This window comes from Ruegeria sp. BG11, assembly GCF_056538565.1.
Genome location: NZ_JBQFTH010000007.1, coordinates 201,030 through 218,490, shown reverse-complemented (window position 1 = coordinate 218,490; position 17,461 = coordinate 201,030). Strand labels below are relative to the sequence as shown.

General features: G+C 58.6%; 17 protein-coding genes. 10 read left to right on the top strand and 7 right to left on the bottom strand.

The window, feature by feature from the left end; all coding sequences use genetic code 11:
• Positions 1 to 91 precede the first annotated feature (91 nt).
• Positions 92 to 1,156 carry a heat-inducible transcriptional repressor HrcA gene (gene hrcA, locus ACR0JF_RS13525; protein ID WP_170660969.1) on the top strand — a complete coding sequence of 355 codons (1,065 nt, stop codon included), beginning with the start codon at positions 92 to 94 and terminating at the stop codon, positions 1,154 to 1,156.
• 10 nt (positions 1,157 to 1,166) lie between these two features.
• A complete protein-coding gene (locus ACR0JF_RS13520; RefSeq protein WP_170470713.1) occupies positions 1,167 to 1,730 on the top strand; it encodes a nucleotide exchange factor GrpE in 564 nt (187 codons plus the stop codon).
• Between the two features lie 58 nt (positions 1,731 to 1,788).
• On the opposite strand, the gene mutS is transcribed toward ACR0JF_RS13520, so the two are convergent.
• Positions 1,789 to 4,401, bottom strand: coding sequence for a DNA mismatch repair protein MutS (gene mutS / locus ACR0JF_RS13515; RefSeq protein WP_170661079.1), 2,613 nt, complete (start codon positions 4,399 to 4,401; stop codon positions 1,789 to 1,791).
• A 161-nt stretch (positions 4,402 to 4,562) separates the two neighbouring features.
• Here mutS and ACR0JF_RS13510 point away from each other — a divergent pair, with 161 nt between their 5' ends.
• Together ACR0JF_RS13510 and ACR0JF_RS13505 are read left to right on the top strand one after the other, a co-directional pair.
• The gene (locus tag ACR0JF_RS13510) at positions 4,563 to 6,824 is read left to right on the top strand and encodes an NADP-dependent malic enzyme (protein ID WP_170660967.1); all 2,262 of its coding nucleotides are present in this window, start codon (positions 4,563 to 4,565) and stop codon (positions 6,822 to 6,824) included.
• Positions 6,821 to 7,693 carry a ribokinase gene (locus tag ACR0JF_RS13505; protein WP_170660966.1) on the top strand — a complete coding sequence of 291 codons (873 nt, stop codon included), beginning with the start codon at positions 6,821 to 6,823 and terminating at the stop codon, positions 7,691 to 7,693. Before ACR0JF_RS13510 ends, ACR0JF_RS13505 begins: the two co-directional genes overlap by 4 nt.
• Here ACR0JF_RS13505 and msrA read toward each other — a convergent pair.
• Together msrA and ACR0JF_RS13495 are read right to left on the bottom strand one after the other, a co-directional pair.
• Positions 7,690 to 8,361: a peptide-methionine (S)-S-oxide reductase MsrA gene (msrA, locus tag ACR0JF_RS13500; protein ID WP_170640883.1), complete on the bottom strand. Its 672-nt coding sequence runs from the start codon at positions 8,359 to 8,361 to the stop codon at positions 7,690 to 7,692. The genes ACR0JF_RS13505 and msrA overlap by 4 nt on opposite strands.
• A 160-nt stretch (positions 8,362 to 8,521) precedes the next feature.
• A complete protein-coding gene (locus ACR0JF_RS13495) occupies positions 8,522 to 9,292 on the bottom strand; it encodes a transporter substrate-binding domain-containing protein (protein ID WP_170660965.1) in 771 nt (256 codons plus the stop codon).
• A 122-nt stretch (positions 9,293 to 9,414) separates the two neighbouring features.
• Here ACR0JF_RS13495 and ACR0JF_RS13490 point away from each other — a divergent pair, with 122 nt between their 5' ends.
• From ACR0JF_RS13490 to ACR0JF_RS13480, 3 genes are read left to right on the top strand one after another with little or no spacing between them, the layout of a single operon-like run.
• Positions 9,415 to 10,155, top strand: coding sequence for an amino acid ABC transporter ATP-binding protein (locus tag ACR0JF_RS13490; protein WP_170660964.1), 741 nt, complete (start codon positions 9,415 to 9,417; stop codon positions 10,153 to 10,155).
• A gap of 9 nt (positions 10,156 to 10,164) precedes the next feature.
• Positions 10,165 to 10,923, top strand: a complete 759-nt coding sequence (locus ACR0JF_RS13485) for an amino acid ABC transporter permease (RefSeq protein ID WP_170380218.1) — start codon at positions 10,165 to 10,167, stop codon at positions 10,921 to 10,923.
• An 11-nt stretch (positions 10,924 to 10,934) separates the two neighbouring features.
• A complete protein-coding gene (locus tag ACR0JF_RS13480) occupies positions 10,935 to 11,276 on the top strand; it encodes a carboxymuconolactone decarboxylase family protein (RefSeq protein WP_170660963.1) in 342 nt (113 codons plus the stop codon).
• On the opposite strand, the gene ACR0JF_RS13475 is transcribed toward ACR0JF_RS13480, so the two are convergent.
• Both ACR0JF_RS13475 and ACR0JF_RS13470 read right to left on the bottom strand, forming a co-directional pair.
• Entirely contained in the window at positions 11,273 to 11,554 is a 282-nt protein-coding gene (locus ACR0JF_RS13475; protein WP_170660961.1) for an SCP2 sterol-binding domain-containing protein, read from the bottom strand. The two genes, ACR0JF_RS13480 and ACR0JF_RS13475, sit on opposite strands and share 4 nt — an antisense overlap.
• Positions 11,555 to 11,693: 139 nt before the next feature.
• Entirely contained in the window at positions 11,694 to 12,920 is a 1,227-nt protein-coding gene (locus tag ACR0JF_RS13470; protein WP_170470725.1) for an argininosuccinate synthase, read from the bottom strand.
• Positions 12,921 to 13,011: 91 nt separating this feature from the next.
• Between ACR0JF_RS13470 and ACR0JF_RS13465 the strand changes: the two genes are divergently transcribed.
• Positions 13,012 to 13,830, top strand: a complete 819-nt coding sequence (locus ACR0JF_RS13465) for a hypothetical protein (protein WP_480669485.1) — start codon at positions 13,012 to 13,014, stop codon at positions 13,828 to 13,830.
• 56 nt (positions 13,831 to 13,886) lie between these two features.
• On the top strand, positions 13,887 to 15,113 hold the full coding sequence (gene ilvA / locus ACR0JF_RS13460) for a threonine ammonia-lyase IlvA (protein ID WP_170660958.1): 1,227 nt from the start codon (positions 13,887 to 13,889) through the stop codon (positions 15,111 to 15,113).
• Here ilvA and ACR0JF_RS13455 read toward each other — a convergent pair.
• Positions 15,110 to 15,439: an Hpt domain-containing protein gene (locus ACR0JF_RS13455; RefSeq protein ID WP_170660956.1), complete on the bottom strand. Its 330-nt coding sequence runs from the start codon at positions 15,437 to 15,439 to the stop codon at positions 15,110 to 15,112. The two genes, ilvA and ACR0JF_RS13455, sit on opposite strands and share 4 nt — an antisense overlap.
• A 157-nt stretch (positions 15,440 to 15,596) precedes the next feature.
• Between ACR0JF_RS13455 and ACR0JF_RS13450 the strand changes: the two genes are divergently transcribed.
• On the top strand, positions 15,597 to 16,868 hold the full coding sequence (locus tag ACR0JF_RS13450; protein WP_170660954.1) for a SpoIIE family protein phosphatase: 1,272 nt from the start codon (positions 15,597 to 15,599) through the stop codon (positions 16,866 to 16,868).
• Between the two features lie 99 nt (positions 16,869 to 16,967).
• Here ACR0JF_RS13450 and ACR0JF_RS13445 read toward each other — a convergent pair whose 3' ends face one another.
• The gene (locus tag ACR0JF_RS13445) at positions 16,968 to 17,411 is read right to left on the bottom strand and encodes an NUDIX hydrolase (protein ID WP_170660952.1); all 444 of its coding nucleotides are present in this window, start codon (positions 17,409 to 17,411) and stop codon (positions 16,968 to 16,970) included.
• Positions 17,412 to 17,461: the final 50 nt, after the last annotated feature.

Genomic DNA, 17,461 nt, shown 5'->3' with positions numbered 1-17,461 from the left:
GTTGGGGATAACGTCCTGCGGCATTACGATGCAACCCCGATTGACCTTTCATTTACCTGCGATTTAATGGCAGTCCAGCAGGGGACCGAGAATGAGCGAAGCCAGCAGAATTCTGTCAGAGATGAACGACCGGTCGCGTGAGGTGTTTCGGCTGATCGTCGAAAGCTATCTGGAAAGCGGTGAGCCGGTGGGAAGCCGCACCCTGACACGGACCCTTTCCGAAAAAGTCAGTGCCGCAACCGTGCGCAATGTGATGCAAGATCTTGAGTTTCTGGGTCTGCTGGACAGCCCTCACGTGTCTGCGGGGCGGATTCCGACGCAACAGGGGCTACGGATGTTCGTAGACGGTTTGCTTGAGGTCGGCGATCTGGGCGCCGGTGATCGGCAGAAACTGGATGAGACTTTAGGCTCTAACGCAGGCGATGTTGGCGGAATGTTGGATCGCGTGGGCTCGGCCTTGTCACACGTGACACATGGCGCGTCGCTGGTTCTGACGCCAAAACATGAGGCCGAGATCAAGCATATCGAGTTCGTCTCATTGGCGCATGACCGAGCGCTGGTGGTTCTGGTGTTCTCGGATGGGCATGTCGAAAATCGGCTGTTCACACCGCCGCCGGGTCAGACGCCCAGTTCGATGCGAGAGGCGGCAAATTTCCTGAATGCGCTGATCGAGGGGCGAACGCTCAGCGAAGTGCGCCGTCAAATGCTGTCGCAGATTGATGCGCGTCGGCAAGAGATCGACGTACTGGCCCGCGAAATGGTGGAAAGCGGGATTGCGGCCTGGGACGGGGATGGAAGCGACTCGGCGCGTCTTATCGTGCGCGGTCGGGCGAATCTTTTGGCAGATTCGGGTGAGGCCGAGGAATTGGACCGCATTCGAACCCTGTTCGATGATCTGGAACGCAAGCGCGACATTGCCGAATTCCTTGAATTGACCGAGGAAGGCGAGGGTGTGCGCATTTTTATTGGCTCTGAGAACAAACTTTTCTCACTTTCGGGTTCCTCTTTGGTGGTGTCTCCTTATATGAACGCTGATCGTAAGATAATTGGTGCGGTTGGGGTCATTGGACCCACACGTTTGAATTATGGACGGATCGTACCGATCGTGGATTATACGGCGCAACTGGTCGGCAAGCTGATATCCGACCGGAGCTAGAGGGTAAGAGATGGCAGAGCCCAAGAACGAAGAATTTCTGGACGACATCATGGCGGCTGAAGCGGAAGAATTGGCCGAAGAGTTCGCTGAGATCAGCGACGAGGCGCTGGAACTGGATGAGTTGCGCGCCGAGCGGGATGACTACAAAGACAAGTTCATGCGCGCTTTGGCTGATGCGGAAAACGCGCGCAAGCGTGGCGACAAGGCCCGTCGGGACGCGGAGCAATATGGTGGCTCGAAACTGGCTCGCGACATGCTGCCCGTATATGACAACATGAAACGCGCGCTTGAGGCAGCGACTGATGAGCAGAAAGAAGTGGCTGCTGGTTTGCTGGAAGGTGTTGAGCTGACCATGCGCGCACTGAAGGATGTGTTCCAGAAGCACGGGATCGAAGTGATCACGCCTGAGGTTGGGGATCGATTCGATCCGAATGTGCATGAGGCGATGTTTGAAGCGCCAGTGCCTGGAACCCGCGCAGGGGACATCATTCAGGTGTCTGCAGAAGGGTTTATGTTGCACGACCGTTTGCTGCGTCCGGCGCAGGTTGGTGTGTCGTCGACACCTGCGAGCTGATTGGCCTCTGCGAGGCCAAGCCTCCGGCGGAGGTATTTTTGAACAGAAGAAGGGGCGGTCAGGATTTGGCCGCCTCTTTCAGTTTGTAGATCAGGTCGAGCGCTTCGCGCGGGGTCAGCTCGTCCGGGAGGATGTCGTTCAGCATGTCCGCGACCGGTGAGGCTTTCGGTGCAGGCGGCGGCGGTGGCGCGGCTGAGAAAAGCGGGAGGTCGTCGATCAGGGATTTTTGTTTACCGCCCTCACGCTCGGTTTTTTCCAGTTGATCCAACACGATGCGGGCACGTTCAACAACTGAGGCAGGCAGACCCGCCAGTTGGGCGACCTGCACACCGTAAGACCGATCGGCGGCGCCTTTGTGGACCTCGTGCAGGAAAATGACCTCGCCCTCCCATTCCTTCACGGTGACGGTGGCGTTGTCGACGCCTTTGAGCTTTCCAGCAAGCGCGGTGAGTTCGTGATAGTGCGTGGCAAACAAAGCCCGGCATTGGTTGGCGGCGTGCAGGTGCTCTAGCGTGGCCCAGGCGATGGAGAGGCCGTCATAGGTGGCGGTGCCGCGACCGATTTCATCCAGAATGACGAGGGCGCGGTCATCGGCCTGATTCAGAATAGCGGCGGTTTCGACCATCTCGACCATGAAGGTCGAGCGACCTCGGGCCAAGTCGTCAGAGGCTCCGACCCGGCTGAAAAGCTGGCTGACAAGGCCGATATGGGCCTGTTCCGCAGGGACGTAGCTGCCCATTTGGGCCAGCAGGGCGATTAGGGCGTTCTGGCGGAGGAAGGTTGATTTACCGGCCATGTTGGGACCGGTCAGCAGCCAAATGGCGGCCCCGTCTTCGGCACTGAGATCGCAGTCATTTGCGACGAAGGCATCGCCGCTTTGCTGGCGCAGCGCGTGTTCGACTACCGGGTGGCGTCCGCCCTGAACCTCAAAGGCGCGCGAGGTGTCGACCTGTGGGCGACACCAAGCCTCACCGCGTGAGAGATCGGCCAGCGCGGTGGTCAGATCTAGCTCGGCCAGTCCTCGGGCGGCTTGGTTGAGGCGGGCGGCGAGGGCCAGAATTTCGTCAGAAAGCCTTTTGTAGAGCCGCTTCTCGATCTCAAGCGCCAAGTTTCCAGCATTCAGGATACGGGTTTCGATCTCCGAGAGTTCGACCGTCGTGAACCGCACCTGATTGGCTGTGGTTTGGCGATGGATATAGGTCTCGGAGAATGGCGGGTTCAGCATCTTTTCGGCATGGGTGGCCGTGGTTTCGATGAAATAGCCCAGCACGTTGTTGTGCTTGATCTTCAGCGAGGTGATCCCGGTGTGTTCCGCATATTTCTGCTGAAACCCAGCGATGACAGATCGGCCTTCGTCGCGCAGGGTGCGCGCTTCGTCCAGTTCGGTGTCAAAGCCGGGGGCGATGAAGCCACCGTCGCGGGCCAGCAGGGGCGGTTCGGCCACCAAAGCCTCATCCAGCAAGTTCAGGAGGTCGTCGAAGCCAACAAGGTTTTGCAAGGCAGTTGCCAGCAGGACCGGAAGATTCTGCCGTTCGCAAATGCCTGCAATTGCAGCGGCTTGGGTCAGGCCGTTGCGGATGGCGGCCAGATCGCGGGGCCCGCCACGTTCAAGCGACAGGCGAGACAGGGCGCGGTCCAGATCGGGTGTTTTGCGCAGGGCCTCGCGCAGGTCCGAGGCGATCAGGCTGTCCTCGGCGGCAAAGCTGACAGCGTCGAGACGGGCATGGATCACATCCAGATTGCGAGACGGGCTTGAGAGGCGTTGTTCCAGCAATCTTGCTCCGCCGGGTGTGACGGTGCGGTCGACCACCGACAATAACGATCCGGCACGACCGCCCGACAGGGATCGGGTCAGTTCCAGATTGCGGCGGGTGGCGGCATCGATCTGTACCACGCGGTCCTCGGATTCTTTCAAGGGCGTTTGCAGCAGGGGTAATTTGCCCTTCTGCGTGATCTCTAGATAGTCGATCAGGGCGCCCATGGCGGAAATCTCTGCCCGGCCAAAAGACCCGAACGCCTCCAGCGCGCCCACGTGAAACAGCCCGCAGATGCGTTTTTCCGCCGCAGTACTGTCAAAACTGGCCCGCCCGACAGGGGTCAGCGAAATCCCGAGGTCGTGGACGGTTTCGTTCAGCGACTGCTCCATCCCGTCGGCAACGATCAGCTCGGAAGGGGCCAAACGTGCCAGCTCGGGGCTGAGGCGCACGGAGGTCAAAGGCATCACGTGAAACGCCCCGGTCGAGATATCGGCCCAGGCGAGTGCGGCCTCATCACGGACCTCGGCATAGGTGGCCAGAAAGTTGTGGCGGCGGGCTTCCAGCAGGGCGTCTTCGGTCAGCGTACCGGGCGTCACCAGACGCACGACATCGCGCTTTACCACCGATTTAGAGCCTCTTTTTTTCGCTTCCGCCGGGCTTTCCATCTGTTCGCAAACGGCCACGCGGAAGCCTTTGCGGATGAGGGTTAGCAAATAGCCCTCGGCCGCATGCACCGGGACGCCACACATGGGGATATCGTCGCCATTGTGTTTGCCGCGCTTGGTCAGGGCGATGTCCAGCGCTTCGGCGGCGTTGACGGCGTCCTCAAAGAACATCTCGTAGAAATCGCCCATACGGTAGAACAGCAGGGCGTTGGCATGGGCCTCTTTGATCTCGAGATACTGCGCCATCATCGGCGTGACTGTGGACAAAAGCGGCCCCCTTCTGGCGTGTTCCGGACGTGACCTTACAAATCCCCCATCTTCTGTAAAAGCCGAAAACTCATTCTCGTTGAGGCCCGCGCGTGGCTGCGCTATGACGCATCAGCCCCGAAGTCATGGAAACGACATTTAAGATGCCCAAAGCGAAGATCACCAAAGAAGAGGCGCTGGCCTTTCACCTCGACCCGACCCCGGGCAAGTGGGAGGTGCAGGCCACTGTTCCCATGACCACGCAGCGCGATCTTTCGCTGGCCTATAGCCCCGGCGTTGCTGTTCCATGTGAAGCAATCGCCGAAGCGCCCGAGACTGCCTATGACTATACCAATAAGGGCAATCTGGTCGCTGTGATCTCGAACGGGACCGCCGTGCTGGGTCTTGGCAATCTTGGCGCGCTCGGCTCGAAACCTGTGATGGAGGGGAAATCCGTACTGTTCAAACGGTTCGCCGACGTGAACTCGATCGATATCGAGTTGGACACCGAAGACCCGGATGAGTTCTGCCGCGCGGTGCGTCTGATGGGGCCGACCTTTGGTGGCATCAACCTCGAAGACATCAAGGCGCCGGAATGTTTCATCATCGAACAGCGCCTGAAAGAAGAGATGGACATCCCCGTCTTCCATGACGATCAGCACGGCACGGCGGTGATCTGTGCAGCGGGTCTGCTGAACGCGCTGCATATTTCGGGCAAGAAAATTGAGGACGTTAAGATCGTTCTGAACGGAGCGGGTGCTGCGGGCATCGCCTGTATCGAATTGCTCAAGTCGATGGGCGCGCGGCATGAGAACTGCATCGTCTGTGACACAAAGGGCGTGATCTATCAGGGCCGGACCGAGGGTATGAACCAGTGGAAGTCGGCTCATGCGATCTCAACCGATTTGCGGTCGCTTGAAGACGCCATGAAAGGTGCGGACGTGTTCCTGGGCGTTTCGGTCAAGGGCGCCGTGACGCAGGATATGGTTGCAAGCATGGCCGATAATCCGGTGATCTTCGCGATGGCGAACCCGGATCCTGAGATCACACCGGAAGAGGCGCATGAAGTTCGCGTTGACGCGATCGTTGCCACAGGCCGCAGCGACTACCCGAACCAGGTGAACAACGTTCTGGGCTTCCCCTACCTGTTCCGCGGTGCGCTGGATATTCACGCGCGCGCCATCAATGACGAGATGAAGATCGCTTGTGCCCATGCTCTGGCCCGTCTGGCGCGTGAGGATGTGCCGGATGAGGTCGCCATGGCCTATGGCAAATCGCTGACATTTGGCCGCGACTACATCATCCCGACGCCGTTTGACCCGCGCCTGATCCACCGCATCCCTCCGGCGGTCGCAAAGGCTGGGATGGATACCGGAGCGGCCCGCCGTCCGATCATCGACATGGAGGCTTATGAGCTCAGCCTCAAGTCCCGCATGGACCCGACCGCCAGCATCCTGCGCGGCCTGAACGCCCGTGCGCGTCAGGCGCAAAGCCGCATGATCTTTGCCGAGGGTGACGATCCGCGTGTGTTGCGCGCTGCGGTGACCTATCAGCGCTCGGGCTTTGGCAAGGCGCTGGTTGTGGGCCGTCCAGATGATGTGAAAACCAAGCTGGAAGAGGCTGGTCTGGGCGACGCCGTGCGCGAGCTTGAGGTGGTGAACGCCGCCAACACCGCGCATCTCGAGACTTATTCGAATTTCCTTTACAACCGTTTGCAACGCAAAGGTTTTGACCCCAAGGATATCCACCGTCTGGCGGCCCGGGATCGGCATGTATTCTCATCCCTCATGCTGGCGCATGGGCATGGCGACGGCCTTGTGACGGGGGCGACACGCAAATCGGCCCATGTGTTGGACCGGATCAACCATGTCTTCGACGCCGATGCCGCTCATGGCGCAGCTGGCGTGACGGCGTTGCTGCACAAGGGGCGCATTGTTCTGATCGGCGATACTCTGGTCCATGAATGGCCGGATGAGAACGATTTGGCCAATATCGCTGAACGCTCGGCCGACGTGGCTCGCCATATGGGGCTTGAACCACGCGTGGCTTTTGTCAGCTTCTCGACCTTTGGCTACCCGGTCTCAGAGCGGGCCGAAAAGATGCACCGCGCGCCTGCGGTTCTGGACCAGCGCGGCGTTGATTTCGAATACGAAGGCGAGATGACTGTCGATGTTGCCCTGAACGTGGACCAGCAGGCCGGATACCCGTTCCAGCGCCTGACCGGCCCGGCCAATATCCTGATCGTGCCCGCGCGGCACTCGGCCTCGATCTCGACCAAGCTGATGCAAGAAATGGGCGGCGCCACCGTGATCGGCCCGATCCTGTCTGGTGTCGATAAACCGATCCAGATCTGCTCGACCGTGTCGACGGCCAATGATATCCTGAACATGGCCATTCTGGCCTCCTGCGATATTGGCAAGTCATGACGATCTGGAACCTAGGCTCGATCAATGCCGACATGGTTTACGGCCTGCCGCACCTGCCTGCGGCGGGTGAGACCTTGGCGGCAGACGGTCTTGAGCGTTTTCTGGGCGGCAAAGGGGCCAATATGTCCGTTGCCGGATCGCGCGCGGGATCCCGGGTCAGCCATATCGGTGCTGTCGGTCCGGATGGGCGCTGGGCCAAGGATCGACTGACGGAATATGGCGTCGACACGCGGTTCATCGCTGAGGTGGATGTGCCGACCGGTCACGCGATCATTGGGGTGGACGCCCAGGGCGAGAACCTGATCATCCTCTACCCCGGTGCCAACCATGCGCTTGACAGCGCGCAGATTGGGCAGGCGCTGGCCTCGGCCAATACCGGAGATATTCTGGTTTTGCAGAACGAAACCAACGCTCAGGTCGAAGCGGCCCGTCTGGGGCATGAGCTTGGCCTGACCGTCTGCTACGCCGCCGCGCCGTATCAGGCGCAATCGGTGCAAGAGGTTCTGCCTTATCTGGATTTCCTGATCCTCAACGAAGTCGAGGCCGAGCAATTGCGGCAGGAAACCGGGCTGGATGCAGCGGAACTGCCGGTGCGCCATGTGATCGTTACGCTTGGGTCGAAAGGCGCGCGGTATCTGCAGCAAGGTTGTGACCCCGTGGATTTCGCGGCTCACAAGGTGCAGGCGGTAGATACGACAGGCGCAGGGGATACGTTCACCGGCTATGTTTTGGCTGGGATGGACCGTGGCATGCCGATGGAGCAGGCCATTCTACAAGCAAACCGCGCCGCGGCCCTGATGGTCACGCGGCACGGCACTGCGGATGTCATTCCGGATCTGAGGGAAGTCCGGGACGCGCAGCTGGATTAAGATCCGGCAAAGGGCGCGTCACTTCCCCAAAGCTGCTTTACCCGAGCATCCCGACCGCAGGCATTGCGGTAGGCTTTATAGGCGTTCTTCTGGCGTTTGGGGCCAAAGCGGGTGAACACCAGCTTGTCGCCTTTGTAGTAGTCCTGATGGTATGCTTCAGCCGGATAAAACGCGCCCTCCTGCAGGATCGGGGTGACGACCGTTTGGCCGAGGGCTCGTTGCGCGTTGGTCTTTGCCTGTTGCGCAAGCGCTTTTTCCCCTGCGTTAGAGACGAAAATCGCCGTGCGGTAGCTCTCTCCCCGATCGCAGAATTGACCGCCCGCATCTGTGGGATCGACCGAGCGGAAGAACATGTTCAGCAGCGTTTCGCGTGAGACGCGCGCAGGATCAAACGTGATCTGAACGGCCTCGTAGTGGCCTGTACCACCTTTGGTCACCTGATCATATGTCGGGTTTGAGACAGAACCGCCCGTGAACCCGGACACAGCGCCTAAGACGCCGGGTACGGATTCGAAATCGGATTCAACACACCAGAAGCATCCGCCGGCAACCGTCAGGGTCTCGGTCCCTGCAGCCGGGGCCGGGACGGCGCGCAAGGTTGCGGCCAGTGCAATCAAGGTGAACAACAGGGCGGGTTTTAGGTAGTCGAGATATGCAGTCCGGGTCATGGTATGTCTCCTTCCGAGACTCAAGGTGACCGGTGTTCTACCAAGTTGCAATTGCCTGACATGGAATGTCACGCGCTGGTGACCTGAGTTTATTGACCGACCTGTTTACCCATGGGGATGGCAAGAAAACGCCCGGCTTTTAGGCCGGGCGTTGGCAGGATCACAGACCCCATTTCTTTTGGTTTTCCTCAAAGAAGCCCTGGGCTTTCTTCACCTCGATCCAGTTGTTTACGTAGTTGATCCAGACCTGATCATCCTGCGGCAGGATCATCGCAATCGGCGAGGGCGAGCGTGGACCGGCGTTCTTCACACGCTGGATCGGGAACTTCTCTTCCAGGGTTGAGCCTTCGATATTCGATGTGATGAACACATCGGCCCGTCCGGCGATCACTTCTTGAAAACCACGTGCAGGGGCTTCGACTACTTTGATTTCTGCATTCGGGAACCACTCGCGCACGCGCTTTTCAAAGGTGGTGCCCAGCGTCGTGGCGACCGTCACACTCGGCTGGTTGATCGACTCATAGCCGTCGAATTTATCGGCCTTGTCCTTGGTCGTGTAAGGGAACAACTCAACCGAGATATAGCTGTCCGAGAATCCGGCAACCTTCATCCGCGGCGGCGATATCGAGGCCGAGCCGGTCAGGTGGTATTTCTTCGCCACAACGCCGTTCACCAGTGTTTTCCAATCGGTCGGGACGTATTCGACCTCAACCCCCAAATCGGCGGCGAGTTCGTTCATGATGTCGATGTCATAGCCTTTGTAGCTGTTCGTGGCCGGATCCCGCAGGGACATCGGGTTCCAATCACCGGTCGTGCCGACCTTCAACACACCGGAATCCAGGATTTCGTTCAGTGCCGATTGTGCTTGGGCCGCGCCTGACAAGACCAGGCCAAGCGCAGCGGCTGCGGCTGCTCTCCAGATTGTGTTCATTTAATTCTCCTGTTGGTGGCAGCTGGGACTTGCTGCCATATATAGTTCGTTGTTTTAAGCGGGATAGGGGGCGCAGGCCCAATAAATCACTCCACCCGCGCAAACTAGGGACAGATCGACCAATGCCAGACCCCGCCATCGAGCTTGTCGATGTGAACAAGTGGTTCGATACGTTCCATGTCCTCAAGAATATCAACCTCACGGTTAATAGTGGTGAAAAGGTTGTGATCTGCGGGCCGTCCGGCTCGGGTAAGTCCACGGTCGTGCGCTGTATCAACCAGTTGGAGAAACACCAGAAAGGCACCATTCGCATTGACGGGGTCGAGCTGAAGGATGACGCCAAATCTGCAGCCACGATCCGGTCCGAGGTCGGCATGGTGTTTCAGCAGTTCAACCTGTTCCCGCATCTGAGCGTTCTGGACAACTTGACCCTCGGCCCGATCAAGGCGCGGGGCCTGAGCCGCGCGCAGGCCGAAGAGCGCGCGCGCCATTATCTTGAGCGAGTCCACATCCCAGATCAGGCCGATAAACGCCCGATCCAACTGTCCGGCGGTCAGCAACAACGCGTCGCCATTGCCCGATCCCTGTGCATGGAGCCGAAAGTTCTTTTGTTTGATGAGCCGACCTCGGCCCTCGATCCCGAAATGATCGCCGAGGTGCTGGACGTGATGGTTGAGCTGGCGCATGAAGGCATGACCATGGTCGTTGTCACCCATGAGATGGGGTTTGCCCGCAAGGTCGCCGACAAGATGATCTTCATGGATGAGGGCGAGATCGTGGAGCAGGGCAAGCCCGAGCATTTCTTCACCAATCCGACCTCGGAGCGGTGCCGCAAGTTCCTCAGTCAGATTCTGCAGCACTGAGTGGGTATGATGAAAAAAGCACTTCTCCTCATACCGCTTCTGCTGCTGGCAGGCTGTTCCTCATCCCAGACATGGGGCTGGTATGTCATCGACCCGCGGACTGATTCAGGTTGGACCAATGTGAAATTCCTGATCTCAGGCATGGGCGCGACGATCCTGATCTCTCTGATCGCGGCGGCGCTGTCGATTGTGATCGGCCTGTTGGTTGCCTTGCCCGGACTGTCCGAGAAACGCGGCTGGCGGCTGTTAAACAGGGTCTATGTCGAGTTCATTCGCGCCATTCCGCTGTTGCCTATGCTGTTCTGGGTGTTCTACGGACTGCCGATCGTGTTCCAGTCGATGGGTCTGAACATCCCGATTGATCCCTTCTGGGGCGCGATCATCACCCTGGCAATTTCTGACAGCGCCTTCACGGCCGAGATCTACCGCGCCGGTATCCAATCCATCGCACGCGGCCAGCGCGAGGCGGCCCAGACCATCGGGCTGAACTACGTGCAAACCATGCGCTACGTGATCTTGCCGCAAGCGATCCGCCGTATCCTGCCGCCCTTGGCAAACCAATTCATCTACATCGTTAAGATGAGCGCCTTTGCCAGCGTCATCGGCATGCAGGAACTGACCCGCCGCGCGAATGAGCTGGTGGTGACGGAATACCGCCCGCTGGAAATCTACACCTTGCTGATATTTGAATACTTGATCCTGGTTCTGATCATCAGCGCCGGGGTACGCTGGCTGGAACGTCGCATGGGCGCGGACGAACGCGGATAAGGAGGCACAGTATGGACTGGAAAGACTTCATGGCCGAGACCGAGGCCAATATCGGCACCTTCTCGAAAGAGGTCCCCGAAACGGTGCGCGGTTTCGGGATGATGGGCAAGGCGGCCAAAACCGACGGTGCCCTGAGCGAAAAAACCAAAGAGTTCATCGCGCTGGGCATTGCCGTCGCCACACGTTGCGACAGCTGCATCGGGTTTCACGTGAAATCACTAGTGCGTCTTGGCGCCACTCGCGAGGAACTGTGCGAGGCGCTCTCAATGGCGACCTATATGGGCGGAGGCCCGTCTTTTGCCTACAGCGCGAAGGCGCTGAAGGCGTTTGATGTGTTCTCGGAAGGCGACTAACCCAGCAGCTGCCCCAGCTTCATCGCCACACCCATATTGCCCGAGATTTTGAGCTTACCCATAGCAACACCGGTCATCGGGTTCAGCTTGCCGGTGAGCAGCTTGGTCAGGTTGTCCTGCGAGATACGGATGGTGCAATCCGTATCCTGATCCTGCGTGGTGGCCTGATTGTCGGCCAGCACGATCACGCCCGCATCGCCGCAATCGAACTTGAGCGAGCCGTCAAAGCTTTTGCCGTCCAGCCCTTTTTGAATTCCGTCGGCGATCTCTTGCAGCATGGTCTGTCCTTTCAAACTTGACGTATGCGTAAAGACAACGCCCCGCATCCGGCAAGCATGACGCTGGGTCCGTTGGGCAAATGAAAACCCCGGCAACCGTGTGATTGCCGGGGTTTTGAATTCTAAACTGATTGTCAGGTTACTTGGACAGACGTTTGTCGCGCGCCGCCAGCAGTTTCAAACGCAGTGCGTTCAGCTGGATAAAGCCTGCGGCGTCGGTTTGATCATAGGCACCGGCGTCTTCCTCGAAGGTCACATGCGCCTCGGAATACAGCGAGTGATCGGACCAGCGGCCAACAGTCGAGGCCAGACCTTTATACAATTTCACGCGCACGGTGCCGGTGACATGCTCTTGGCTTTTGTCGATGGCAGCCTGCAGCATCTCGCGTTCGGGCGAGTACCAGAAACCGTTGTAGATCAGCTCGGCATATTGCGGCATCAGCTGGTCTTTCAGGTGCATAGCGCCACGGTCCATGGTGATGGACTCGATCCCACGGTGCGCTTCCAGCAAGATGGTGCCGCCCGGCGTTTCGTAGATGCCGCGCGACTTCATGCCAACGAACCGGCCTTCGACCAGGTCCAGACGACCGATGCCGTGCTTGCCGCCATACTCGTTCAGTTTGGTCAGGATGGTGGCCGGGCTCATCGCTTCGCCATTGATGCTGACCGCGTCGCCTTTTTCGAACCCGATCTCGATGAATTCGGGCTCGTTCGGCGCGTCCTCGGGGTGGACGGTGCGCTGATAGACATAATCGGGTGCCATATCGGCGGGGTCTTCCAGAACCTTGCCCTCGGAGGAGGTGTGCAGCAGGTTGGCATCGACCGAGAAGGGGGCCTCGCCGCGTTTATCCTTGGCGATCGGGATCTGATGCGCTTCGGCCCATTCGATCAGTCGAGTACGGCTGGTCAAATCCCACTCGCGCCACGGGGCGATGACCTTGATTTCGGGGTTCAGTGCGTAGGCGGCCAATTCAAAGCGAACCTGATCGTTGCCCTTGCCGGTCGCGCCATGTGCTACGGCATCAGCACCGGTTTCCTGAGCGATCTCTACCAGACGTTTCGAGATCAGGGGCCGCGCAATCGAAGTGCCCAGCAGGTACAGGCCTTCATACTGCGCATTTGCACGGAACATCGGGAAAACGAAGTCGCGCACGAACTCTTCGCGGATGTCCTCGATATAGATGTTTTCGGGTTTAATCCCCAGCATTTCAGCCTTTTGGCGGGCGGGCTCCAGTTCCTCACCCTGACCCAGATCGGCGGTGAAGGTGACGACCTCACATCCATACTCGGTCTGCAACCATTTCAGAATGATCGAGGTATCAAGGCCACCGGAATAGGCCAGAACAACTTTCTTTGGCGCGGACATCTGACTTCCCCTTATTCGCAAGACGATTGGCCCCTAACGGGTTTTGTGGGCGGGGGCAAGCTGTGTGGATTGACGCAGGCCGGGAATTGGGGTGAAACGGCTGGACAAAGAACAAGAGATAGTTGAGCAGGGGCATTTCCAGATGTTGGCGTTCGAGATTTTCATGCATTCGATCAAGATGGTTTTGCGGAATCTGAAACAGGCGATTCAGATCACGTTGATCCCCGCATTGATCGGCGGTTTGGCCATCATCGCATTCAGTCTTCTGTTTGGTATTTCCTTCGAAGATATCTCGACTGAACCAAACGGCCTGCCGGATGCAGCGTCGCCGGGGGCGGTCACCGGTTTCCTGTTCTGTGTGCTGGCATCCCTTTTTGCGATCATGGTTTGGATTGTCGTGTCCTGGCATCGTTTTGTGCTGCTCGAAGAATACCCAGCCGGTTTTCTGCCCGCGTTCAGATCGGATCGAATGCTCGCTTACATTGGGCGGATGGTGATGCTGGCCTTGCTGGGTGTGGTCGTCCTGATCCCGGCAATGCTTGTCATCGGATTTTTGACGCAGGCCTCGGCTGCGATGGGCATTTTGGCGTGGCTTCTGGTTGTTGTGGGCCTATCCGTGGCCTTTTACCGGGTGGCCCCGATCATGCCCGCCGCAGCAATAGGCGAACCGTTGAAACTGTCGGACGCATGGCGGGCAACGGATGGGGCGAACGGAACCATAGTGGCGCTGGTTGTGTTGCTGGTGTTGTTCCAGATGGGGCTTCAGCTTCTGTTCGCTGCGCTTCTAGTCATCCCGGTGATTGGAGCATTGGTGGTGGTTTTCGCCAGCATGCTGATCGTGCCACTGATCAACGTCAGCATCCTGACAACCTTCTACGGCGTCTACATCGAAAAACGTGCGCTGTCGTAATTCGTACACACATGTATTCCTTGCTCTTTTGCTCAGGATAAGCCACTGAAACCGGCATGAGCGATTTCATGACCCGTGCCCGCGCCGCCGAACAGGCTATGCGCTCTGTGTTTCCGGCAACGCCTTTGCAGCGGAATGCCCATCTGTCTGACCGCTACGGCGCTGATATCTGGCTCAAGCGAGAGGATCTCAGCCCGGTTCGTTCCTACAAGATCCGGGGCGCGTTCAATGCCATGCGCAAGCAGCAAGGGCAGGATCTGTTCGTCTGTGCCAGCGCCGGCAACCACGCGCAGGGCGTGGCCTTCATGTGCAAGCATCTGGGTGTGAAGGGGGTGATCTTCATGCCGGTCACCACGCCTCAGCAGAAGATCCAGAAGACCCGTATCTTCGGCGGCGACAATATCGAGGTTCATCTCAGCGGTGACTATTTCGACGACACACTTGCCGCGGCACAAGCCTGGTGCGCAAAAGAAGGCGGGCATTTCCTGTCGCCTTTCGATGATGAGGATGTGATCGAGGGGCAGGCTTCGCTTGCGGTCGAGATTGAGGAACAGCTTGGCCGCGTGCCCGACCACGTGATCTTGCCGGTCGGCGGAGGTGGCATGTCGTCTGGCGTAGCAACCTGGTTTGGTGATCGGACCCACTGTTTGTTTGTCGAACCCAAAGGTGGGGCCTGCCTGCACGCGGCAATGGCCGCGGGACATCCGGTTGCCTTGGATCACGTAGATAATTTCGTCGATGGCGCGGCGGTCGGCAAGATCGGTGCCAAGCCCTTTGAGCTGTTGAAAGACCGTCACTTATCGGACGTTCTGGTCCTGTCCGAGGATCGCATCTGCACCACGATGATCGAGATGCTGAACGTGGAAGGCATCGTTCTGGAACCTGCTGGCGCGTTGGCGATTGAGGCGGTTGCCGATGTGCAAAGCTTCATCCGCGGCAAAACGGTTGTCTGCGTCACCTCTGGCGGCAATTTCGATTTTGAGCGTCTGCCCGAGGTCAAAGAGCGTGCCCAGCGCTATTCCGGGGTCAAGAAATATTTCATCCTGCGTCTGCCCCAGCGTCCTGGCGCGTTGAAAGAGTTCTTGAACATCCTTGGACCCGAAGACGATATCGCCCGGTTCGAATACATGAAGAAATCGGCGCGCAACTTCGGCTCGGTCCTGATCGGGATCGAGACCCGCAAGCCCGAGAACTTCGCCCGCCTCTTTGCACATCTGGATGAAGCAGGCTTCACCTATACCGACATCACCGAGGATGAGACGCTGGCACAGTTTGTGATCTAGTGCAGATTGTCTTTAAGTTCGGCCTGAAACACTGATTTCGACGCAGCAAACGCTGTGAGGATTTCCGGCAGGTCGACTTTTGCCGCCTCACCCGAGGCGGCCAGCCTTTCGCCATCCTGACAGAGCTTCGAGAACACCTCGAACCCAAGGCTCAGGGCGCTGCCTTTCAGGAAATGCAGGTTTTGTTCCAGATCCTGCCGCGCGGTGTCTGCATGCAGACGGGCGATGACCTCTTGCACCTCGTCCAGAAAGATCTCGACAACCTCATCGAACTCATCGGCGCCAACTTCGTCGCGTAACTGTCGAACTCGGGGCCAGTGGATCATGGGTCGCGTCCTGCATCGGAATTGAATGGATCCGTGGTAGCCCGGCTTGAGTAAATGTCAGGTTAAGCGTCGGCCTCAATTGGCCTTCACTCGATGTTAAGCCCCAGACGCGTAGGTTCACAGCGTCCCGATAAAAGGAAGCGCGTGGGGTTGCAGAGTGCCAGCGGCAAGTCTTGAGGAAACCAGATCCGATCTGGACTTCGGTGCAATCCGGAGGGTGCTGGTTGTGGATGACAGCCGCCTGCAAAGGCGCATTCTGGTGGCATCGCTCAAGAAATGGGGATTTGAGGTACTTGAGGCCGACAATGGTGAGGCGGCGATAGATATCTGCACCGAAGCCGCGCCAGACCTTGTTCTCAGCGATTGGGTCATGCCGGGGATGAGCGGGCTTGAGTTCTGCCGCGCCTTCCGTGCGCTTGAGGCGGAACATTACAGCTATTTCATCCTGCTCACCTCCAAAAGCGAAAAGCAGGAGGTGGCGCGGGGTCTGGACGCGGGCGCGGATGACTTCCTGATCAAACCGCTTGAGGCGGACGAGTTGCGCGCGCGTATCTCGGCCGGGGCGCGGATTCTGGATATGCAACGTGAGTTGTCGCAGAAGAACCGACTGATCGAATCCGCCCTGCAAGAGCTGAAACTGGCGCATGAGGCCATCGACAAGGACCTGATCCAAGCCCGCAAGATACAGGAATCGCTGGTGCCCGACCTCACGCAAGAGTTCGGTAAATCGCGCGTCAGTCTGTTGTTGAAACCCTGCGGGCATATCGGGGGCGATCTGGTGGGCATGTTCTCACCCGGCCCGAACCGTCTTGGGTTCTACAGCATTGACGTGTCCGGTCACGGCATCACCTCGGCCATGATGACCGCAAGGTTGGGTGGCTACCTGTCCAGCAAACATTTCGAACAGAACGTCGCCACGGAAAAGCGGTTTGACAAATTCTACGCTCTGCTTCCCCCGGAAGAGGTCGCGGGGATGCTGAATTCCCGACTGCTGGCGGATGCCGGGATCGAAGAATATTTTACGATGGTCTATGCCATTGTCGATCTGCGCAACGGGCATATCAGGATGGTGCAGGCCGGGCATCCACATCCTTTAATGCTCCGACGCGACGGCACGACTGAGTCTCTGGGCGAAGGTGGACTACCCATCGGTTTGATCCCGGATGTGAAGTTTCAGCAGATTGAGGCGAAGATGGAGCCCGGGGACCGGTTGCTGCTGCATTCAGACGGGTTCACAGAATGTGCCTTGGCCGAAGGCGGAATGCTGGATGAGGATGGCTTGCGTAAGATGGCGCTCGACTGTGCGGCGGGTCGCGGCGGGCCTGAGTTTCTGGACGACCTGTTCTGGCGCCTGACACAGGTGATGTCACCTGAAAGCGGTATGGGCGACGATGTCTCGGCCGTATTCTTCGAATATAATGGGGCCTAAAGCGTTTTGGATTTACCTGAATCATCAAGTGAAACAAATGTCCCGAAAACGCTGAAAGCGTGGCAGGGTATTCGCGTCGCAGGCTAAACCCGAAACGATCTAAAGCCCGCGAAGATGCAGCATCGCGAAATGGCGATCGCCATCGTTGCCCAGCGTTTCAACCGCGTCGGCGGTATGCATCCAGAGCGCTTCGTGGAACGGTTCGCTCGGTGGCCCCAGTCGCTGTACCGGGCGCGCGTTATAGATCAGGCAGACCTTCTCGGCCCAGAGGTCATATTCCGGCATATAGGTAAATCGCCGGAACGCGCCAACACGACGGGGTGCCGCGATCAGCCAGCCCGTTTCCTCAAACACTTCGCGGTGCAGAGCGGTTGCGGGTGATTCGCCCTGATCTATTCCGCCGCCGGGCAATTGCAGATCCGGCCCCGGTTCGGTCTGGCAGGTCAGAAGAAGGTGCCCGGCGCGGGGCAGCAACGCGTAGACTCCGACCCGCCGGGTGTACTTGCGCCCGGGTTCAGGGCTTTCACCGAACCGTCTGATCATGTATGGCCCCTTACAACCCAATCTCTGCGACCTATATGGTGCCGGTATGC